15 protein-coding genes are annotated in these 13,871 nt (G+C 77.6%); 8 read left to right on the top strand and 7 right to left on the bottom strand.

Annotated elements, in window-relative coordinates:
- Nucleotides 1–45: 45 nt before the first annotated feature.
- Complete coding sequence (locus IEY94_RS13750; RefSeq protein ID WP_189170534.1) at nucleotides 46–1,161, top strand: citrate synthase 2; 1,116 nt, start codon at nucleotides 46–48, stop codon at nucleotides 1,159–1,161.
- A gap of 85 nt (nucleotides 1,162–1,246) precedes the next feature.
- On the opposite strand, the gene IEY94_RS13745 is transcribed toward IEY94_RS13750, so the two are convergent.
- The gene (locus IEY94_RS13745) at nucleotides 1,247–1,594 is read right to left on the bottom strand and encodes a hypothetical protein (protein WP_189170533.1); all 348 of its coding nucleotides are present in this window, start codon (nucleotides 1,592–1,594) and stop codon (nucleotides 1,247–1,249) included.
- Between the two features lie 407 nt (nucleotides 1,595–2,001).
- Here IEY94_RS13745 and serC point away from each other — a divergent pair, with 407 nt between their 5' ends.
- Together serC and sepH are read left to right on the top strand one after the other, a co-directional pair.
- A complete protein-coding gene (gene serC, locus IEY94_RS13740) occupies nucleotides 2,002–3,129 on the top strand; it encodes a phosphoserine transaminase (RefSeq protein WP_229783829.1) in 1,128 nt (375 codons plus the stop codon).
- A gap of 131 nt (nucleotides 3,130–3,260) precedes the next feature.
- The gene (sepH, locus tag IEY94_RS13735; protein WP_189170532.1) at nucleotides 3,261–4,334 is read left to right on the top strand and encodes a septation protein SepH; all 1,074 of its coding nucleotides are present in this window, start codon (nucleotides 3,261–3,263) and stop codon (nucleotides 4,332–4,334) included.
- Between the two features lie 490 nt (nucleotides 4,335–4,824).
- Here the strand turns inward: sepH and thpR are convergent, their stop codons facing one another.
- The 4 genes from thpR to IEY94_RS13715 form a co-directional block, all read right to left on the bottom strand.
- Entirely contained in the window at nucleotides 4,825–5,481 is a 657-nt protein-coding gene (gene thpR / locus IEY94_RS13730) for an RNA 2',3'-cyclic phosphodiesterase (protein ID WP_189170531.1), read from the bottom strand.
- 47 nt (nucleotides 5,482–5,528) lie between these two features.
- Nucleotides 5,529–6,296: a maleylpyruvate isomerase family mycothiol-dependent enzyme gene (locus IEY94_RS13725; protein WP_189170530.1), complete on the bottom strand. Its 768-nt coding sequence runs from the start codon at nucleotides 6,294–6,296 to the stop codon at nucleotides 5,529–5,531.
- A gap of 88 nt (nucleotides 6,297–6,384) precedes the next feature.
- Nucleotides 6,385–7,662 carry an MFS transporter gene (locus tag IEY94_RS13720; protein WP_189170529.1) on the bottom strand — a complete coding sequence of 426 codons (1,278 nt, stop codon included), beginning with the start codon at nucleotides 7,660–7,662 and terminating at the stop codon, nucleotides 6,385–6,387.
- Nucleotides 7,663–7,734: 72 nt separating this feature from the next.
- Complete coding sequence (locus IEY94_RS13715) at nucleotides 7,735–8,169, bottom strand: MarR family winged helix-turn-helix transcriptional regulator (protein WP_189170528.1); 435 nt, start codon at nucleotides 8,167–8,169, stop codon at nucleotides 7,735–7,737.
- Nucleotides 8,170–8,307: 138 nt separating this feature from the next.
- Here IEY94_RS13715 and IEY94_RS13710 point away from each other — a divergent pair, with 138 nt between their 5' ends.
- Nucleotides 8,308–8,571 carry a DUF2530 domain-containing protein gene (locus tag IEY94_RS13710; RefSeq protein WP_189170527.1) on the top strand — a complete coding sequence of 88 codons (264 nt, stop codon included), beginning with the start codon at nucleotides 8,308–8,310 and terminating at the stop codon, nucleotides 8,569–8,571.
- A gap of 12 nt (nucleotides 8,572–8,583) precedes the next feature.
- On the opposite strand, the gene IEY94_RS13705 is transcribed toward IEY94_RS13710, so the two are convergent.
- Nucleotides 8,584–9,408 (bottom strand): DUF3027 domain-containing protein, encoded by an 825-nt coding sequence (locus IEY94_RS13705; RefSeq protein ID WP_373291279.1) that lies wholly within the window; start codon nucleotides 9,406–9,408, stop codon nucleotides 8,584–8,586.
- 94 nt (nucleotides 9,409–9,502) lie between these two features.
- On the opposite strand from IEY94_RS13705, the gene IEY94_RS23570 reads away from it, so the two are divergent.
- The 4 genes from IEY94_RS23570 (at nucleotide 9,503) to IEY94_RS13690 (ending at nucleotide 13,279) form a co-directional block, all read left to right on the top strand.
- The gene (locus tag IEY94_RS23570) at nucleotides 9,503–11,236 is read left to right on the top strand and encodes a hypothetical protein (protein ID WP_229783822.1); all 1,734 of its coding nucleotides are present in this window, start codon (nucleotides 9,503–9,505) and stop codon (nucleotides 11,234–11,236) included.
- Complete coding sequence (locus tag IEY94_RS23565) at nucleotides 11,233–11,895, top strand: futalosine hydrolase (protein ID WP_229783819.1); 663 nt, start codon at nucleotides 11,233–11,235, stop codon at nucleotides 11,893–11,895. The genes IEY94_RS23570 and IEY94_RS23565 overlap by 4 nt, the downstream gene beginning before the upstream one ends.
- A gap of 66 nt (nucleotides 11,896–11,961) precedes the next feature.
- Nucleotides 11,962–12,429, top strand: a complete 468-nt coding sequence (locus IEY94_RS13695; RefSeq protein ID WP_189170525.1) for a DUF2617 family protein — start codon at nucleotides 11,962–11,964, stop codon at nucleotides 12,427–12,429.
- 37 nt (nucleotides 12,430–12,466) lie between these two features.
- Nucleotides 12,467–13,279, top strand: coding sequence for a 1,4-dihydroxy-6-naphtoate synthase (locus tag IEY94_RS13690; protein ID WP_189170524.1), 813 nt, complete (start codon nucleotides 12,467–12,469; stop codon nucleotides 13,277–13,279).
- Between the two features lie 127 nt (nucleotides 13,280–13,406).
- On the opposite strand, the gene IEY94_RS13685 is transcribed toward IEY94_RS13690, so the two are convergent.
- Nucleotides 13,407–13,793, bottom strand: coding sequence for a cold-shock protein (locus tag IEY94_RS13685; RefSeq protein WP_189170523.1), 387 nt, complete (start codon nucleotides 13,791–13,793; stop codon nucleotides 13,407–13,409).
- Nucleotides 13,794–13,871: the final 78 nt, after the last annotated feature.

Raw genomic sequence — 13,871 nt, 5'->3', positions numbered from 1 at the left:
CGCTTCCGCCGCCGGGGCACCCGGTGCACGGCGCAGGAGGCCTGCATGTCGGATTTCAAGCCCGGTCTGGAGGGCGTGGTCGCGTTCGAGACGCAGATCGCCGAGCCGGACAAGGAGGGCGGCAGCCTGCGGTACCGCGGCGTCGACATCGAGGATCTGATCGGCCGGGTGTCGTTCGGGCAGGTGTGGGCGCTGCTGGTGGACGGGGCGTTCGGGCCGGGCCTGCCGCCGGCCGAGCCGTTCCCCGTACCGGTGCACACCGGTGACATCCGGGTCGACGTGCAGTCCGCGGTCGCCATGCTCGCCCCGCACTGGGGGCTGCGCCAGCTCCTCGACATCAGCGACGAGCAGGCCCGCGCCGACCTCGCCCGCACCTCGGTGACCGCGCTGAGCTTCATCGCGCAGGCCGCCCGCGGCCCGGGCGTGCCGCCGGTACCGCAGAAGGAGATCGACAAGGCCGCCACGGTGACCGAGCGGTTCATGCGCCGGTGGCGCGGCGAGCCGGACCCGCGGCACGTGCGGGCCGTGGACGCGTACTTCATCTCCGCCGCGGAGCACGGCCTCAACGCCTCGACGTTCACCGCGCGGATCGTCGCCTCCACCGGCGCCGACGTCGCGGCCTGCCTGTCGTCCGGGATCGGCGCCCTGTCCGGGCCGCTGCACGGCGGCGCGCCCACCCGGGTGCTGCACATGATCGAGGCGGTCGAGCAGAGCGGGGACGCCGAGGGGTACGTCCGGCAGGCGCTGGACCGCGGCGAGCGGCTGATGGGCTTCGGCCACCGGGTGTACCGGGCCGAGGACCCGCGGGCCAGGGTGCTGCGGACGGCCGCCCGCGAGCTGGGCGCGCCCCGGTACGAGGTGGCCGAGGCGCTGGAGCGGGCCGCGCTGGCCGAGCTGCGCGCCCGCAAGCCGGACCGGGTGCTGGAGACCAACGTGGAGTTCTGGTCCGCGGTGGTGCTGGACTTCGCGCAGGTGCCGGCGGAGATGTTCACCGCGATGTTCACCTGTGCCCGGGTGGCCGGGTGGAGCGCGCACGTGCTGGAGCAGAAGCAGCTCGGCCGGATCGTCCGGCCGGCCGCCCGGTACGTCGGGCCCGCCGCCCGCCACCCCGAGGACGTCCCCGGCTGGCCGACGATCGCCCCGAGCGCCGCCGCCGCGTAACCGACCGACTCTCCGCGTCGCCGGCCGACTCTCCGCGGCCGGCCTCCGGGTCACCGCCGGTGCTCCGGTCGCCGGTCGGAGCCGGCTAGTACTCCAGGTCGCCGGCGAGGCGTTGCGCCTCGTCGGCGGTCTCGTACAGCGTGCCCATCAGGTCGCGCAGCGCCGCCACCGCCGCGTACCGCGGGTCCGCCGCCGGGTCGATCCCGCGCCGCCCGGCGTCGTCCCAGATCCGCTCGACGAACATCCACAGGTCCCACCGGGCGGCGAGCTGGCCCGCGCGCAGGTGCGGGTTCACGCCGGCGAGGGTGGCCCGGTCGAGCGCCGCGAACGCGTCCGCGATGTCGAGCATGTGGAGCTGGTGGTTGACGGTGACCGCCGGCTCGGCGGCGGGCGCCGGGGCGGCCGGGCGGGGGCGGAACAGCGACGCGAGCATGGGTGCTCCCTCCAGGCGGAGAGTCGACCGTACGCAGCCGGGTTGCGCGAACGGCGTTCGTGATCCCCGCGCGCCGGCCGACCCGGGGCCGCCCGACCGCCGCGGGTTACGCCCCGACCGGCCCTACCCACCCGGCTGCCGGGGTAACCGGTCACCCACCCGCGCCGGGGCCGGCCGGCCGTGCGATGTGAGCAACATCATGCGCCGGCCCCGGCCGGGGCATTGTCGACGGACCGTGCCGGGACGCTCGACCGTCCGTACCCGCCCGCGCGGGCGGCGAACGCGGTGATCGCCTGCGCGGTCACCGGGGGCGCCCGAATCCGCCCGCGCGGGATCGGCCGTCCGGGCCGGGGACACGCGCCGGTGACAGGGGTGCGGTGTCGGCGGGGCGGTGCGAGGATGGCGCCGTGGGCGAGGACAGGGTGATCGAGATCCCGGCCGCGCTGCGGCCGTCCGACGGGCGGTTCGGCTGCGGGCCGGCCCGGGTGCGCCCCGAGGCCGTCGCCCGGCTGGCCGAACTCGGTACGGCGTACCTCGGCACCTCGCACCGGCAGGCACCGGTCCGGGCGCAGGTGGCCCGGCTGCGCCGCGGCCTGGCCGCGCTCTTCGACCTGCCGGACGGGTACGAGGTCGTGCTCGGCAACGGCGGCGCCACCGCCTTCTGGGAGGTGGCCGCGTTCGGGCTGATCCGGCAGCGGGCGCAGCTCGCGGCGTTCGGCGAGTTCGGCGGGAGGTTCGCCCGGGCCGTCGACGACGCGCCGTTCCTCGACGCGCCGCGCGTGCGCACCGCCGAGCCCGGCTCGGCGCCGACGCTGGTCGCGGAGCCGGGCGCGGACACGTACGGCATCCCGCACAACGAGACCTCCACCGGCGTGGCCGTGCCGGTCCGCCGGGTGGCCGGCGCCGACCCGACCGCGCTGATGCTGCACGACGGCACGTCGGCGGCCGGCGCGCTCGAGGTCGACCTGCGGGAGACCGACGCCTACTACTTCGCCCCGCAGAAGGCGCTCGGCGCCGACGGCGGGCTGTGGCTGGCGCTGCTCTCCCCGGCGGCGCTGGAGCGGGCGGCGCGGATCAAGGGGTCCGGCCGGTACATCCCCGCGTTCCTCGACCTGACCACCGCGATCGAGAACTCGCGGCGGGACCAGACGTACAACACGCCCGCGCTCGCGACGATCCTGCTCGCGGCCGAGCAGGTGGACTGGCTCAACGCGCAGGGCGGCCTCGCCTGGGCCGCGAAGCGCAGCGCGGAGAGCGCCGCGGCGCTGTACGGCTGGGCGGAGCGGTCGGGCGTGGCAACACCCTTCGTGACGGACCCCGGCCTGCGCTCGCCGGTGGTCGCGACGATCGACTTCGCCGCCGGGGTGGACGCGGCGGCGCTCGCCGCGGCGCTGCGGGCCAACGGCATCGTCGACGTCGAGCCGTACCGCAAGCTGGGGCGCAACCAGATCCGGGTGGGCCTGTTCCCCGCCGTCGATCCCGCCGATGTGGAGGCGCTGACCCGGTGCCTGGACTACCTCATCGCCAGGATGTGACGGAGGACCTCGGCGTGTGCTCACCCCAATGAGTGACGTATGTCGTACGGTGGGGGCGCGGGGGGCATGCTCAACCGCGGCCGTTGCCGGCGCAGCGGCGGACACGCTACAGCGGGAGGGGAGGCGGCACGATGCGACCCGTACGCTTCGTTGCCCTCTCTGAGGACGGTCAGGCCCTGGTGCTCGCCGACGAGGTGGGGCGCCTGCTGGCGCTGCCCCTCGACGACCGCGTCAGCACCGTGATGCACGGCGGCAGCGGCGCCGCGGCGGTCCCACCGCCCGCGCCCGACCCGTCGCGCACCCTCGCGCCGCGGGACATCCAGGCCCGCATCCGGGCCGGCGAGACCGCCGACGACGTCGCCCGGGTGGCCGGCGTGCCGGTCGACCGGGTGCTCCGGTACGCGGGCCCGGTGCTCCAGGAGCGGGCCATGCTCGCCCAGCACGCGCGCCGCACCCGGCTGCGCGGCTCGGACAAGGGCGCCACGCTCGCCGAGGTGGTCGACGGCAAGCTCACCCAGCACGGCGTGGACTCCGACAAGATCTCCTGGGACGCGTACCGGCGCGACGACGGCACCTGGCGCATCGTCGCCACCTGGCCGTCCGGCAAGGCCACCGCGCAGGCGGTGTGGGAGCTGGACAAGGCCCGGCAGCACGTCAGCGCGTACGACGACATGGCCCAGTACCTGTGCACCGAGCGCCCCGCGCCGCTGCTCGGCCAGGAGCCGGCGCCGGGGCTGCCCGGCCGCGGCGAGCCGGCCCGCGGGCACGGCCTGCCGGTCGCCAGCGAGCCGCGGCCGGAGTCGGCGCGCGACCCGCGGACGGCCGAGTCGGGGCGCGGGCGGGGGCTGCCGGCCGCGCTGGCCGAGCCGGTGCGGCGGCCGGACCCGATCCGCTCGGGCCGCGACGCGCTGCTGGCCAGCCTCGACCGGCCGCTGGACTCGCCCGCCGGCGGCGGGCTGGCCGCGCGGCCGGCCAGGCCGGTGAGCGGCGGGGCGGCGGCGCTGCTGGGCGGCGGGCCGGGGTCGGCGTTCGAGGAGGACGCGGACGCGCCGAAGGAGGTGCCGGCCGTACCGTCGCTCGCGGTGCTGCGGCCGCGCCGGACGGCGGCCGAGTCCGAGACGCCGACGAAGTCGCGGAAGCGGCTGCCGAGCTGGGACGACGTGCTGTTCGGCGGGGCGCCGGGGGCGGCCCGCGAGTCGAGCTGATCCGTTTCTTCGCACCATCTGTTTCTTCGGCGCTATCCGTTCCGCCGCTGCTTGAGGTGGTCGCTGCCGCATGGGTGGTCGCTGCCGCATGACGTGGTCGGCGCCGCGTGGGGTGGTCGGTGCCGTTGGTGTGGTCGTGGGTTGCGCGGGAGGGGGCGGGTGCCCCGGCAGGGGCGGTCAGGCTTGATCCCTGCCGGGGCACCCGCCCCCTCCGGCTCCGCGTTGCTGCCCTGCCTTGCGGGGGTGGGCCGTGGTCGATCGTTGCCTGCCGAGCCGGGTTGTGCGGTTGCCCGACCTGTGCGCGCGGGCTGGGCTGCGTTGCCGGGGCTCGTGCCGCTCATCGAGCCGCTCTTGCCGCGCGAGCCGCGCTCGTGCCGTTCAAGCCGCTCGTGCTGCCCAAGCCTCGCTCGTGATGTTCGAGCCGCTCGTGGGGTTCGAGCCGCTCGTGGGGTTCGAGCCGTCCGTCCCGTTCGGGCCGCGCTCTTGGCGTTCAGGGCGGGGGGTGCAGGTCGGTGGTGGACAGGCGGGTGTAGTGGGGGTCGGGGCCCGGGGTGCTGCGGTACAGGTGGACCGCCGCGGGCGTCCACGGTGGGCCCGCGTAGGCGGCCAGGGCGGCGACGTCGGGGGCGGGGTCCAGGCGGGTGCCGGGGCGGGCCAGGGTGAGGTGGGGGCGGAACGGCTTGCCGTCGAACGGCAGCCGGCGCCGGCGCAGGGCCACCCGGAGCTGCCGGGCCAGGTGGGCGAGTTCGCCGGCCGCGCCGCCGACGCCCGCCCACAGGATCGTCGACGGGCCGCGGCCGAAGGTGCCGCCGCCGGCCAGGTGCAGGACCAGCGGGTCGCGGGCGCGGGAGCGCCAGGCCGCCGCGCCGACCCAGAGCGCCTCCTCGACGGCGGGGCGGTCGGCGGGCGGTACGTCGCCGAGGAAGGCCAGGGTGAGGTGCCAGCGCTCCGGCGGCACCGGGCGGGCGTTGACGCCGCGGGCGGCGGCGCGGCCGACGTCCAGGTCGGCGACCGCGGCGGCGAGGTGGGCGGCGGCGGGCGGCGTGGGGTCCACCGCGACGAACAGCCGCTCGACCCCGCCGGATGCCTCGCGGCCGGGACCGCTACCGACCGCGTCGGCGTGCTCGGCCGCCCCGGGCTGCGCCATCGGCCGCCTCCGCTCCGCTGTGCCCCGGCGGGCGCCGGGTCGGGTGGCTACTGGGTGGCCGTGCCGAGGAGGGCCTCCAGCCGGTCGGTCAGCGCCGCGTCGCCGCCGCGCTCCGGGGCGCCGCCGCGCCGCCACAGCCAGCGCAGCACATCGTACGGCTCGCCGCTGAGCGTGGCGCCGGCCGCGGTGTCCGCGTCGGCCTCGGTGACGGCGACGCCGGTCGGCGTGAGCCGGACGGCCCAGCCGCGGCCGGCGGTCTGCACGAGGACGGTCCGGCCGTCGGCCTCGGTGAGTTCGGGGCCGAACATGCGGCCGTACTCCTGGGTGCCGAACTGGAGGAACACCCGCAGCACCTCGTCGATGCCGTCCACGGCGAGCGGCGTCGGTACCGGCGGCAGCGGCGCCCCGGCGGCCAGCGCGGCGTCGAGCCGGTGGATGACGGTCTCGTGGGCCATCCGGCGGATCCAGAAGCCGACGGTGGGGTCCCGCGGGTACCAGCTCGCGGCCGGGTCGTGCAGGCCGCGGGCGTCGAACTCGGCGCACAGCTCGGCGTACGCCCGGTCGAGCAGCTCGACGGCCGGCGCCGGCTCGGGGCCGGGCCCGGGCGGGTCGGGCTCGGGTCCGGCGCCGGCGCGGATGCAGGCGGCCTTGTGCAGGTACACCTCGGCGACGTGGCTCACCAGGTCGGCCAGGCTCCACTGCGGACAGGTCGGTACGGGCGTGTCCGGCGGCGCCGCCTCGGCGGCGGCGCGCAGGCGCGCGTACTCCATGCCCAGTCCGCCCCGCAGCGCCCCGGCCCCAATCAGTGCCTCCATGCCCCTACCTCAGCACAACCCGCCGACACCCACCGACCTTTACGGGCCTCCACTGGTCGGAATGGGACGAAATGCCGAGCTGGGCCGGTCAGATGTGTGGCGAGGGGACTACCGAGAGCCGCGGGATGGGTGCCCACCGAAAGGCCAGCCGCTCCCCGGTCCGGTGCAGCTTCCAGGTCAGGGCGACGACCGCGACGGCCAGCGAGCACACCCCGCCGACCCAGATCGCCGTACCGGGGCCGGCGTGCTCGGCGACCCAGCCGGCCAGCGGGGCGCCGATCGGGGTGGTGCCGAGGAACACGAGGACGTACAGGGCCATGACCCGCCCCCGGTACGCGGGGTCGGTGCCCATCTGCACCCGCTGGTTGGCCGCCTGGGCGAACAGCACCATGAAGAACCCGGTCGGCACGAGCAGCGCGGCGGCGGTGCCGAAGCTCGGGGCGAGCCCGACGGTGATCTCCGCCAGGCCGAAGGCGGCGGCCGCGCCGGCCACCACGTACACCGACGGGCGGGCCCGGCGGCTGCCGCTGACCAGCGCGCCGAGCAGCGCGCCGCCGGCCAGGGCGGTGGTGAGCAGGCCGAACGCGGCGGGGCCGGTGTGGAAGGTGGTCTTGGCGAGGGCGGCGAGGGTGACGGGGAAGTTGAGGCCGAGCAGCCCCACCACGCTCATCAGCGCGATCGGGACCAGCAGGTCGGGGCGGCGCACGACGTACCGCAGGCCGTCCCGGATCCGCGCGTCGGCGGCCGCCCGGGGGGCGTCGCGGTGCAGGTCGGCGGTCCGCATCCGGAGGAAGGTGAGCACCGGCGCGACCGCGAACACCGTACTCAGCAGGAACGTCGGACCGATGTCGATGGTGGCCAGCGCCACGCCGGCCAGGGCCGGGCCGAGGATGCGGGCGGAGTTGAAGGTGGCGGCGGACAGCGACAGCGCGTTCGGCAGCAGGGTCGGGCCGACCAGCTCGGAGACGAACGACTGCCGCACCGGGGTCTCGATGGCGGCGCTGACGCCCATCGCGGCGGCGAAGACGTACACGTGCCAGAGGGTCACGACGCCGCTGGCGGCCAGCACGGCGAAGGCGACGGCGAGGGCGGCCCAGGCGGCGTTCGCGGCGATCAGCAGCCGCCGCTTGTCGTACCGGTCGGCGAGCCGGCCGCCGTACAGCGTGAGCAGCAGGACCGGGATGAACTGGAGCGCGGTCACCATCCCCAGCGCGGTGGCCGAGTCCCCGGAGAGTTGCAGGACGAGCCAGTCCTGCGCCGTGAACATGGACCACACGCCGAGCAGCTTGATCAATTGTCCGGTGGCGAAGAGTCGGTAGTTCCTGACCGTGAGTGATTGGACCGCGCTGGCCAGCTTCGTGCGCACTCGTATGCGCCCCCTCGGTGACGTCCGTTGCGGCGGATGCGGTCCGCCGGCCGGACGGGGCGCGGGGTGCGGCTAGTCGCGGGCCAGCCGGCGCAGGATCGCGGCGGCGGCCACCAGGGTCGTCCGCTCGGCGTCGGTCAGCTCGCGCAGGCGGCGGGTCAGCCACTCGTCCCGGACCCGGGCGAACCGCGCGTACACCGCGCGGCCCTCGGCGGTCGCGGCGATGATCGCCTGCCGGCCGTCGGTCGGGTGCGGCCGGCGCTCGACCAGGCCGCGCTCCGCCAACTTGGCGATGATCCTCGTCATCGTCGGCGGGCGGACCCGTTCGGCGTCGGCCAGCTCGCCCGGGGTCAGGTCGCCGGCCAGTTCGAGGCTGGTCAGCGCGGACAACTGCGCGACGGTGAGGTCGCCGACCGGGCGGGCCTGGCGGACCCGCCGGTTGAGCCGGGTGATCGCGTCGCGCAGCGTGATCGCCAGATCGCGCGGCTCGACGGTACTCGGTGCCATTCCCTGAACGCTCCGTCTCTCTCCACCATCGTAGTAGTTCGCTTGGCTAACGACCAGCCGGTTATGACACCGGTCACTATGCAGTCGATCACCCCGGGGGCGTGCCGGGGACCGCCGCGATGGTCGTACGCTGGGCGAATGGCCGCACACGACGACGAGCCGCGCCGACTCCGGGCGCTCGATCCGCCGATGGTCCCGGTCGTCGTCGCGGGGCTCGCCGCGTTCGCGGTCGCCGGGCTCACGCTACTGGCCGCCCGCGGCTGGCTGGAAGCCCGCGGCCACACCGACTGGCTGTGGATCTGCCTCGCCGGCTTCCTGCTGGGGCTGCCGGGGCTCGCCACGATGCTCCGGCACGACGCGCACCGCCGGCGCCGGCGCGCCGCGGACCCCGCCGACCACTGAGGTCGGACGCGGTCAGCCGTGGCCGTACGGCTCGGGCTGCTCCCCGTCGGCGACCGAGCCGGCCGCGCGGCTCACCTCGACCGACTCCAGTTCGGTGTCGTCGTACACCGTCGGCAGCTCCTCCACCGGCGCCGGCTGCTCCACCAGCACCTCGGAGTGCGCGCCGCAGCCGTGGTCCACGCTGACCACCCGGCCGTCGTCCGGCGCGTACAGGTTGCCGCACGCCCCGAACGTCGCCCGCAGCGCGCCGGCCAGCGGCAGGTAGAAGCCGCAGCCGCCGCAGCGCGCGGTCTTCGGCGCCGCCGCCGCGATCGGGGCGCTCGGGCCGTGGTCGCCGTCGTACCAGCGCTGCGCCGCCTCGCCGCGCCCGAGCCGGGACATCACCCGGACCCGGCCGAGGCCCAGCTCCCACTTGATGTCCTCGACCGCCGGGTCCTCGGAGAGCTGGTACGCGGGCGCGAGCCGATCGTCCTCGGCGGACGTCGGCAGCAGGTCGCCCACGCCCAGGTCGCCCGGCTGGAGCCGCTCCCGCCACGGCACCCAGGCCGGCGCGCGCAGCGCCGCGTCGCCCGGCAGCAGGACCGTCTCGCAGACCGTCACCGTCCGGCTGCGCGGGGCCCGGGCGATGGTGACCGCCCAGCGCCAGCCGACGTACCCCGGCAGCTCGCACGCGAAGTAGTGGGTGACCACCCGCTCGGCCTCGGCCACCACGCCGAGATGGGCACCGATATCTCCCTCGCCGACCTCCGTGATCCCGGCGCGGGCCGGCTCGACGGCGCTCGCGCAGGCGGAGTCGAGACGGGGTCGGGCGGCGGTAGTCCTGGTCACGTCGGCCATTCTTCCGCATCCCACCCGGTTCCCGCTGGCGGACTCCCCGTGCGGCGGCGTGGCCGGTACGGCGGGGCGGGTCCCGGTGCGCCAGGATGGGCCCATGCCGGTCATCCGCGCGGTCTCGTACCTGCTCGGCGGGATCGTCCGCCTCCTGTTCGGCGCCGCCGCGCGCACCGGCCGCGCCGCCGGCCGCGCCATGCCGCCGCCGGCCACCGACGCGCTGCGGCACGTCCGGCGTGTGCACGCCGCGTCCTGCGCCGCGGACACCCTCGTCGTGCTGGGCGTCCTGCGCGCGCTGCTCGCGCCGCCGGTGCCGGGGCTGCGGCCGTACGCGTCGCTCACCGCGCTCGCCGCCGCGGCGCTGCTCGCCGGCGCGGCCGTCGGGGTGCTGCGGGCCGGCCCGCGGCTGGCCCCCGCCGCCCGGTACGTGCCGCTGCTGACGCTGGCCGGCCGGGCCGTGCTGGCCTGGTGGCTCGCCGGCGCCGCGGTGACCGGGGCGTGGTGGGCCGCGGCCGGGGGGCTGCTCGCGCTGGCCCTGCTGTACCGGGTGGGGCTGGCGGCGCTGCTGTCCACGGTGGCCGGAGCCGCCCGGGACCGCGCCCGGGCCCGGGTGCGGGTGCACGGGGTGGTGGCGGGGATCTTCGCCGCGCCGCTCGGGCTGGTCGCGCTCGCGATGGGGCCGAGCCGGCCGGCGCAGCTCGCGTTCGTCCTGCTGATCCTCGGCCTCGTACCGGCCCTGCGGCTGCCGGCCCCGGACGACGCCGCGGCCGCGGCGTGGGCGGTGGGCGGCGGCCGGGCGGCCGGTGCCGCGAGGACCGGCGGCGGCGCGCCGGGTGCCGGCGAGCACCGTCCGGGATGGTGGTGGGCCCGGGGCGGCGGGTCGCCGTGGCCGGTATGGGCCGCGGCCGGCGGGTGGCTGGCGCTGACCGTGACGCTGCTCGTACCGCTGCTGCTGCGCGGGTTCCGCGGCAGCGGCGGGCTCGGCAACGGGCCGCTGATCGCCGGCGGCGCCGCCGTCGCCGCGGGCGTCCTCGTCGGGGCGGTGACCGGGCGATGGGTACGGGTGCCGCGCTGGGCCGGACCGGCGGCGCTGCTCGGCACGGGCGCGCTCGCCGCGGGGGCGCTGCTGGAGCCGGCGCTGCTCGCGCTGGTCTGCCTCGCGGCGGCCGGTACCGCGGGCGTGCTCACCACCGCGGCCGACCGGGCCGGCGGCGCGGCCGCGGCGGTGGGGACCGCGCTGCGCGCGGCGGCCGTGCCGGCGGGGCTGGCCGCGGGCGTGTGGGCGGTACCGGCGGCGGCGATCGCGGCGGCGGCGGTCGGGGCGCTCGCCGGCGCGGTCCTGCTCTGGCCGCACCGCGCGCCGCGCGACCGGCCGACCGGCGACCCCGCCGACCGATCCGGGCCGGACGCGACCGCGGGCCCCGACGCCGCCGACCGGTCCGGGCCGGACGCACGCGGTGCCGCCGCGGGCCCGGCCGGCCCCACAGTGGCCGAACCCGGCGCGGGCGAACCCGGCGCGGGTGGCCGCGGCGCGGGCCGCCGGCCGGGCGCCGAACCGGGCCGCGCCGGGACCGAACGCCGACCGGTCCGACGCGACGACCGCAGCACCGAGCGCGGGGACGACCGGCGCGGGTCCGCCGACCGGGCGGCCGGCGGCGGCGCGGCGGGGGGCGGCGACACCGACTGGTGGCGGGAGGCCGACGACGTCCCCGAGCGGCGGCCCGGGCCGCCGCGCGCCCGCCCCGCGCCCGGGACCCCGCCCGGCGCGCCCGCCCCGCCCGGCTTCCACGTCTACCGGCCGTCGGCCGGCCCGCCCCCCGGAGGAGACGAGTGACCGTACTGATCATCACCGCCGTCGAGCCGGAGGCCGACGCCGTCCGGGCGGGGCTGCCGGCCGGCGCCGACGTCGCCGTGCACGCCGTGGGCATCGGGCCCGCCGCCGCGGCCGCCGGCACCGCGCGGCTGCTCGCGCTCGCCGAGGGGCGGGGCACGCCGTACGCCGCGGTGGTCAACGCCGGCATCGCCGGCGGCGTCGTCGGGGTCGCGCCGCTCGGCGCGACCGTGCTCGGTACGCGCGCGGTGGCCGCGTGGCTCGGCGCGGAGACGCCGGACGGGTTCCAGCCGATCGAGGAGATCGGGTTCGGCGCGACCACGGTGGTCGAGGCGGCCGGCGCGCTGCTGCGCCCGCTCGCCGCGGCGCTGCCCGCGGCGCTGGTCGGCGAGATCGTCACCGTGACCACGGTGACCGGCACGGCGGCGTCGACCGGCGTGCTGCGGGCGGCGTACCCGGCGATGGTCGCCGAGGCGATGGAGGGCTTCGGCGTGGCGGTGGCCGCCGCCGGGGCCGGGCTGCCGTTCGCGGAGCTGCGGACGGTGTCCAACGGGATCGGCCCGCTGGACCGGTCCGCGTGGCGGCTGCCGGCGGCGTTCGCCGCGCTCACCGCCGCCGCCCCGGCCGTGGCGGCGCTCGCCGGGGCGGCGCCGCGCGGGTGAACCGTGGCGGCGGCTTGGTACCGTCCGGTCGATCGCCGACCGGAAACCATCGACCGGGGAGGGAACGTGCTGGTCAGCCTCGACACCGCCTACGCGGACACCGCGGCCGGGGACCTGAGCTTCACGCTGTCCCTGCCGCGGCTGCCGGCGCTGTACTCGCTCGCGCTGCCCGACCCCGGCGTCAGCCTGCACCTGCTCGGGGCGTCCCACCAGGTCGTCCTGGACGACCGGATCGAGACCGTCGCCTGCCTGCCGGACGGCCCGGCGCACCTGCCGGAGCGGGCCGAGGTGGACGGGCTGCGGTTCGCCGCCGAGGTACGCCGGCCGGGCGCCGCGGCGCTGAGCGCGGAGGTGGCGATCGTCCGGCGGATGGTGGCCGCGGACCCGTACGGGCTGGTCGGCGCCTTCCCCGGCCACCCCGACGCGATCACCGCGCTCCAGGTGACCCGCCGGGCCGGGCGGGTGGGCTGGCGGACGTGGCACGCGTACCCGCAGACCGGCGAGCTGGTGCTGACCCGCACCGAGATCGGCTGACGCCGGGCCCGCGGACCGGGGCCCGTACGGTGGGGCGGTGAGTCTGTCGCTGGCGATCTCCCCCTGCCCGAACGACACGTTCGTCTTCCACGCGCTCGTGCACGGCGCGGTGCCCGGCGCCCCGCCGGTCGACGTCACGTACGCCGACGTGGACGTCACCAACACCGCCGCGGCCGGCGGCGCGTTCGACCTGGTGAAGGTCAGCTTCGCGGCGCTGCCCTGGCTGCTCGGCGACTACCACCTGCTGCCCTGCGGCGGGGCGCTCGGCCGCGGCTGCGGCCCGCTGCTGCTCGCCCGCACCCCCGACCTCGACGTCGCCGGGGCGACCGTGGCGGTGCCGGGCGACCGGACGACGGCGTACCTGCTGATGCGGCTGTGGGCCGCCGGCCGGCCGCCGGGCCGGATCGAGGTGGCGCCGTTCCACGAGATCATGCCGGGGGTGGCCGCCGGCCGGTACGACGCCGGGCTGGTGATCCACGAGGCCCGGTTCACCTACCCCCGGTACGGGCTGACGGCGCTGGTCGACCTCGGGCAGTGGTGGGAGGCGGACACCGGGCTGCCGATCCCGCTCGGCGCGATCCTCGCCCGCCGCGGCGCGGTGGACCCGGCCGCGGCGGCGGCGTGGGTGGGCGACTCGGTACGGCGGGCATGGGCCGACCCGGCGGCGTCCCGCGACTACGTGCTGGCGCACGCGCAGGAGCTGGAGCCGGACGTGGTGGACGCGCACATCGCCCTGTACGTCAACAACTTCACCGCGGCCCTCGGCGACGAGGGGTACGCCGCCGCCGGGGCGCTGCTGGGCCGCGCCGCGGCGGCCGGCCTGACCCCGGCCGCCCCGCCCCTGCGCTGAACCACGCCGCCCCTGCGCTGAACCACGCCCGGCCCCTGCGCTGCACGGCGGCGCTATTGCGTCGTCCGCGCCCCGCCCGGCGCGCGCCGCCGTCCCCCGACCGGCGACGCCCGCGCGGCGGCGCGGCTCAGGTCTCCAGTTCGCGGGCGACGTGGTGCACGACCTCGGCGATCTTCTGCGACGTCTTGCGGTCCGGGAAGCGGCCCCGGCGCAGGTCCGGCTGGATCTTCGCCTCCAGCACCTTGATCATGTCCTCGATGACCCCGTGCAGCTCCTCCGCCGGCCGGCGGCGCAGCTCGGTCACCGACGGCGGCGCGTCCAGCAGCGTCACGCCGAGCGCCTGGTTGCCGCGGCGGCTCTCCACCACGCCGAACTCCACCTTCTGCCCGCTCTTGAGCTCGGTCACCCCGCTGGGCAGCGAACCCTTGGGCAGGAACACGTCCCCGCCCTCGTCGCTGGTGACGAACCCGTAGCCCTTCTCCGCGTCGTACCACTTGACTCGACCCGTCGGCACCGCTGACCTCGACTTCGGCTTGGGGGAATTGCTGGCACGTGCAGGTCCGGCGGGCGGCCCGGTCGCCGTCCGCGCCCC

Origin of the sequence: Pilimelia anulata, assembly GCF_014647895.1 — a bacterium.
Classification (GTDB): domain Bacteria; phylum Actinomycetota; class Actinomycetes; order Mycobacteriales; family Micromonosporaceae; genus Pilimelia; species Pilimelia anulata.
Note: the sequence above shows the minus strand (reverse complement) of the source record. Positions and strands in the feature narration are given on the sequence as shown.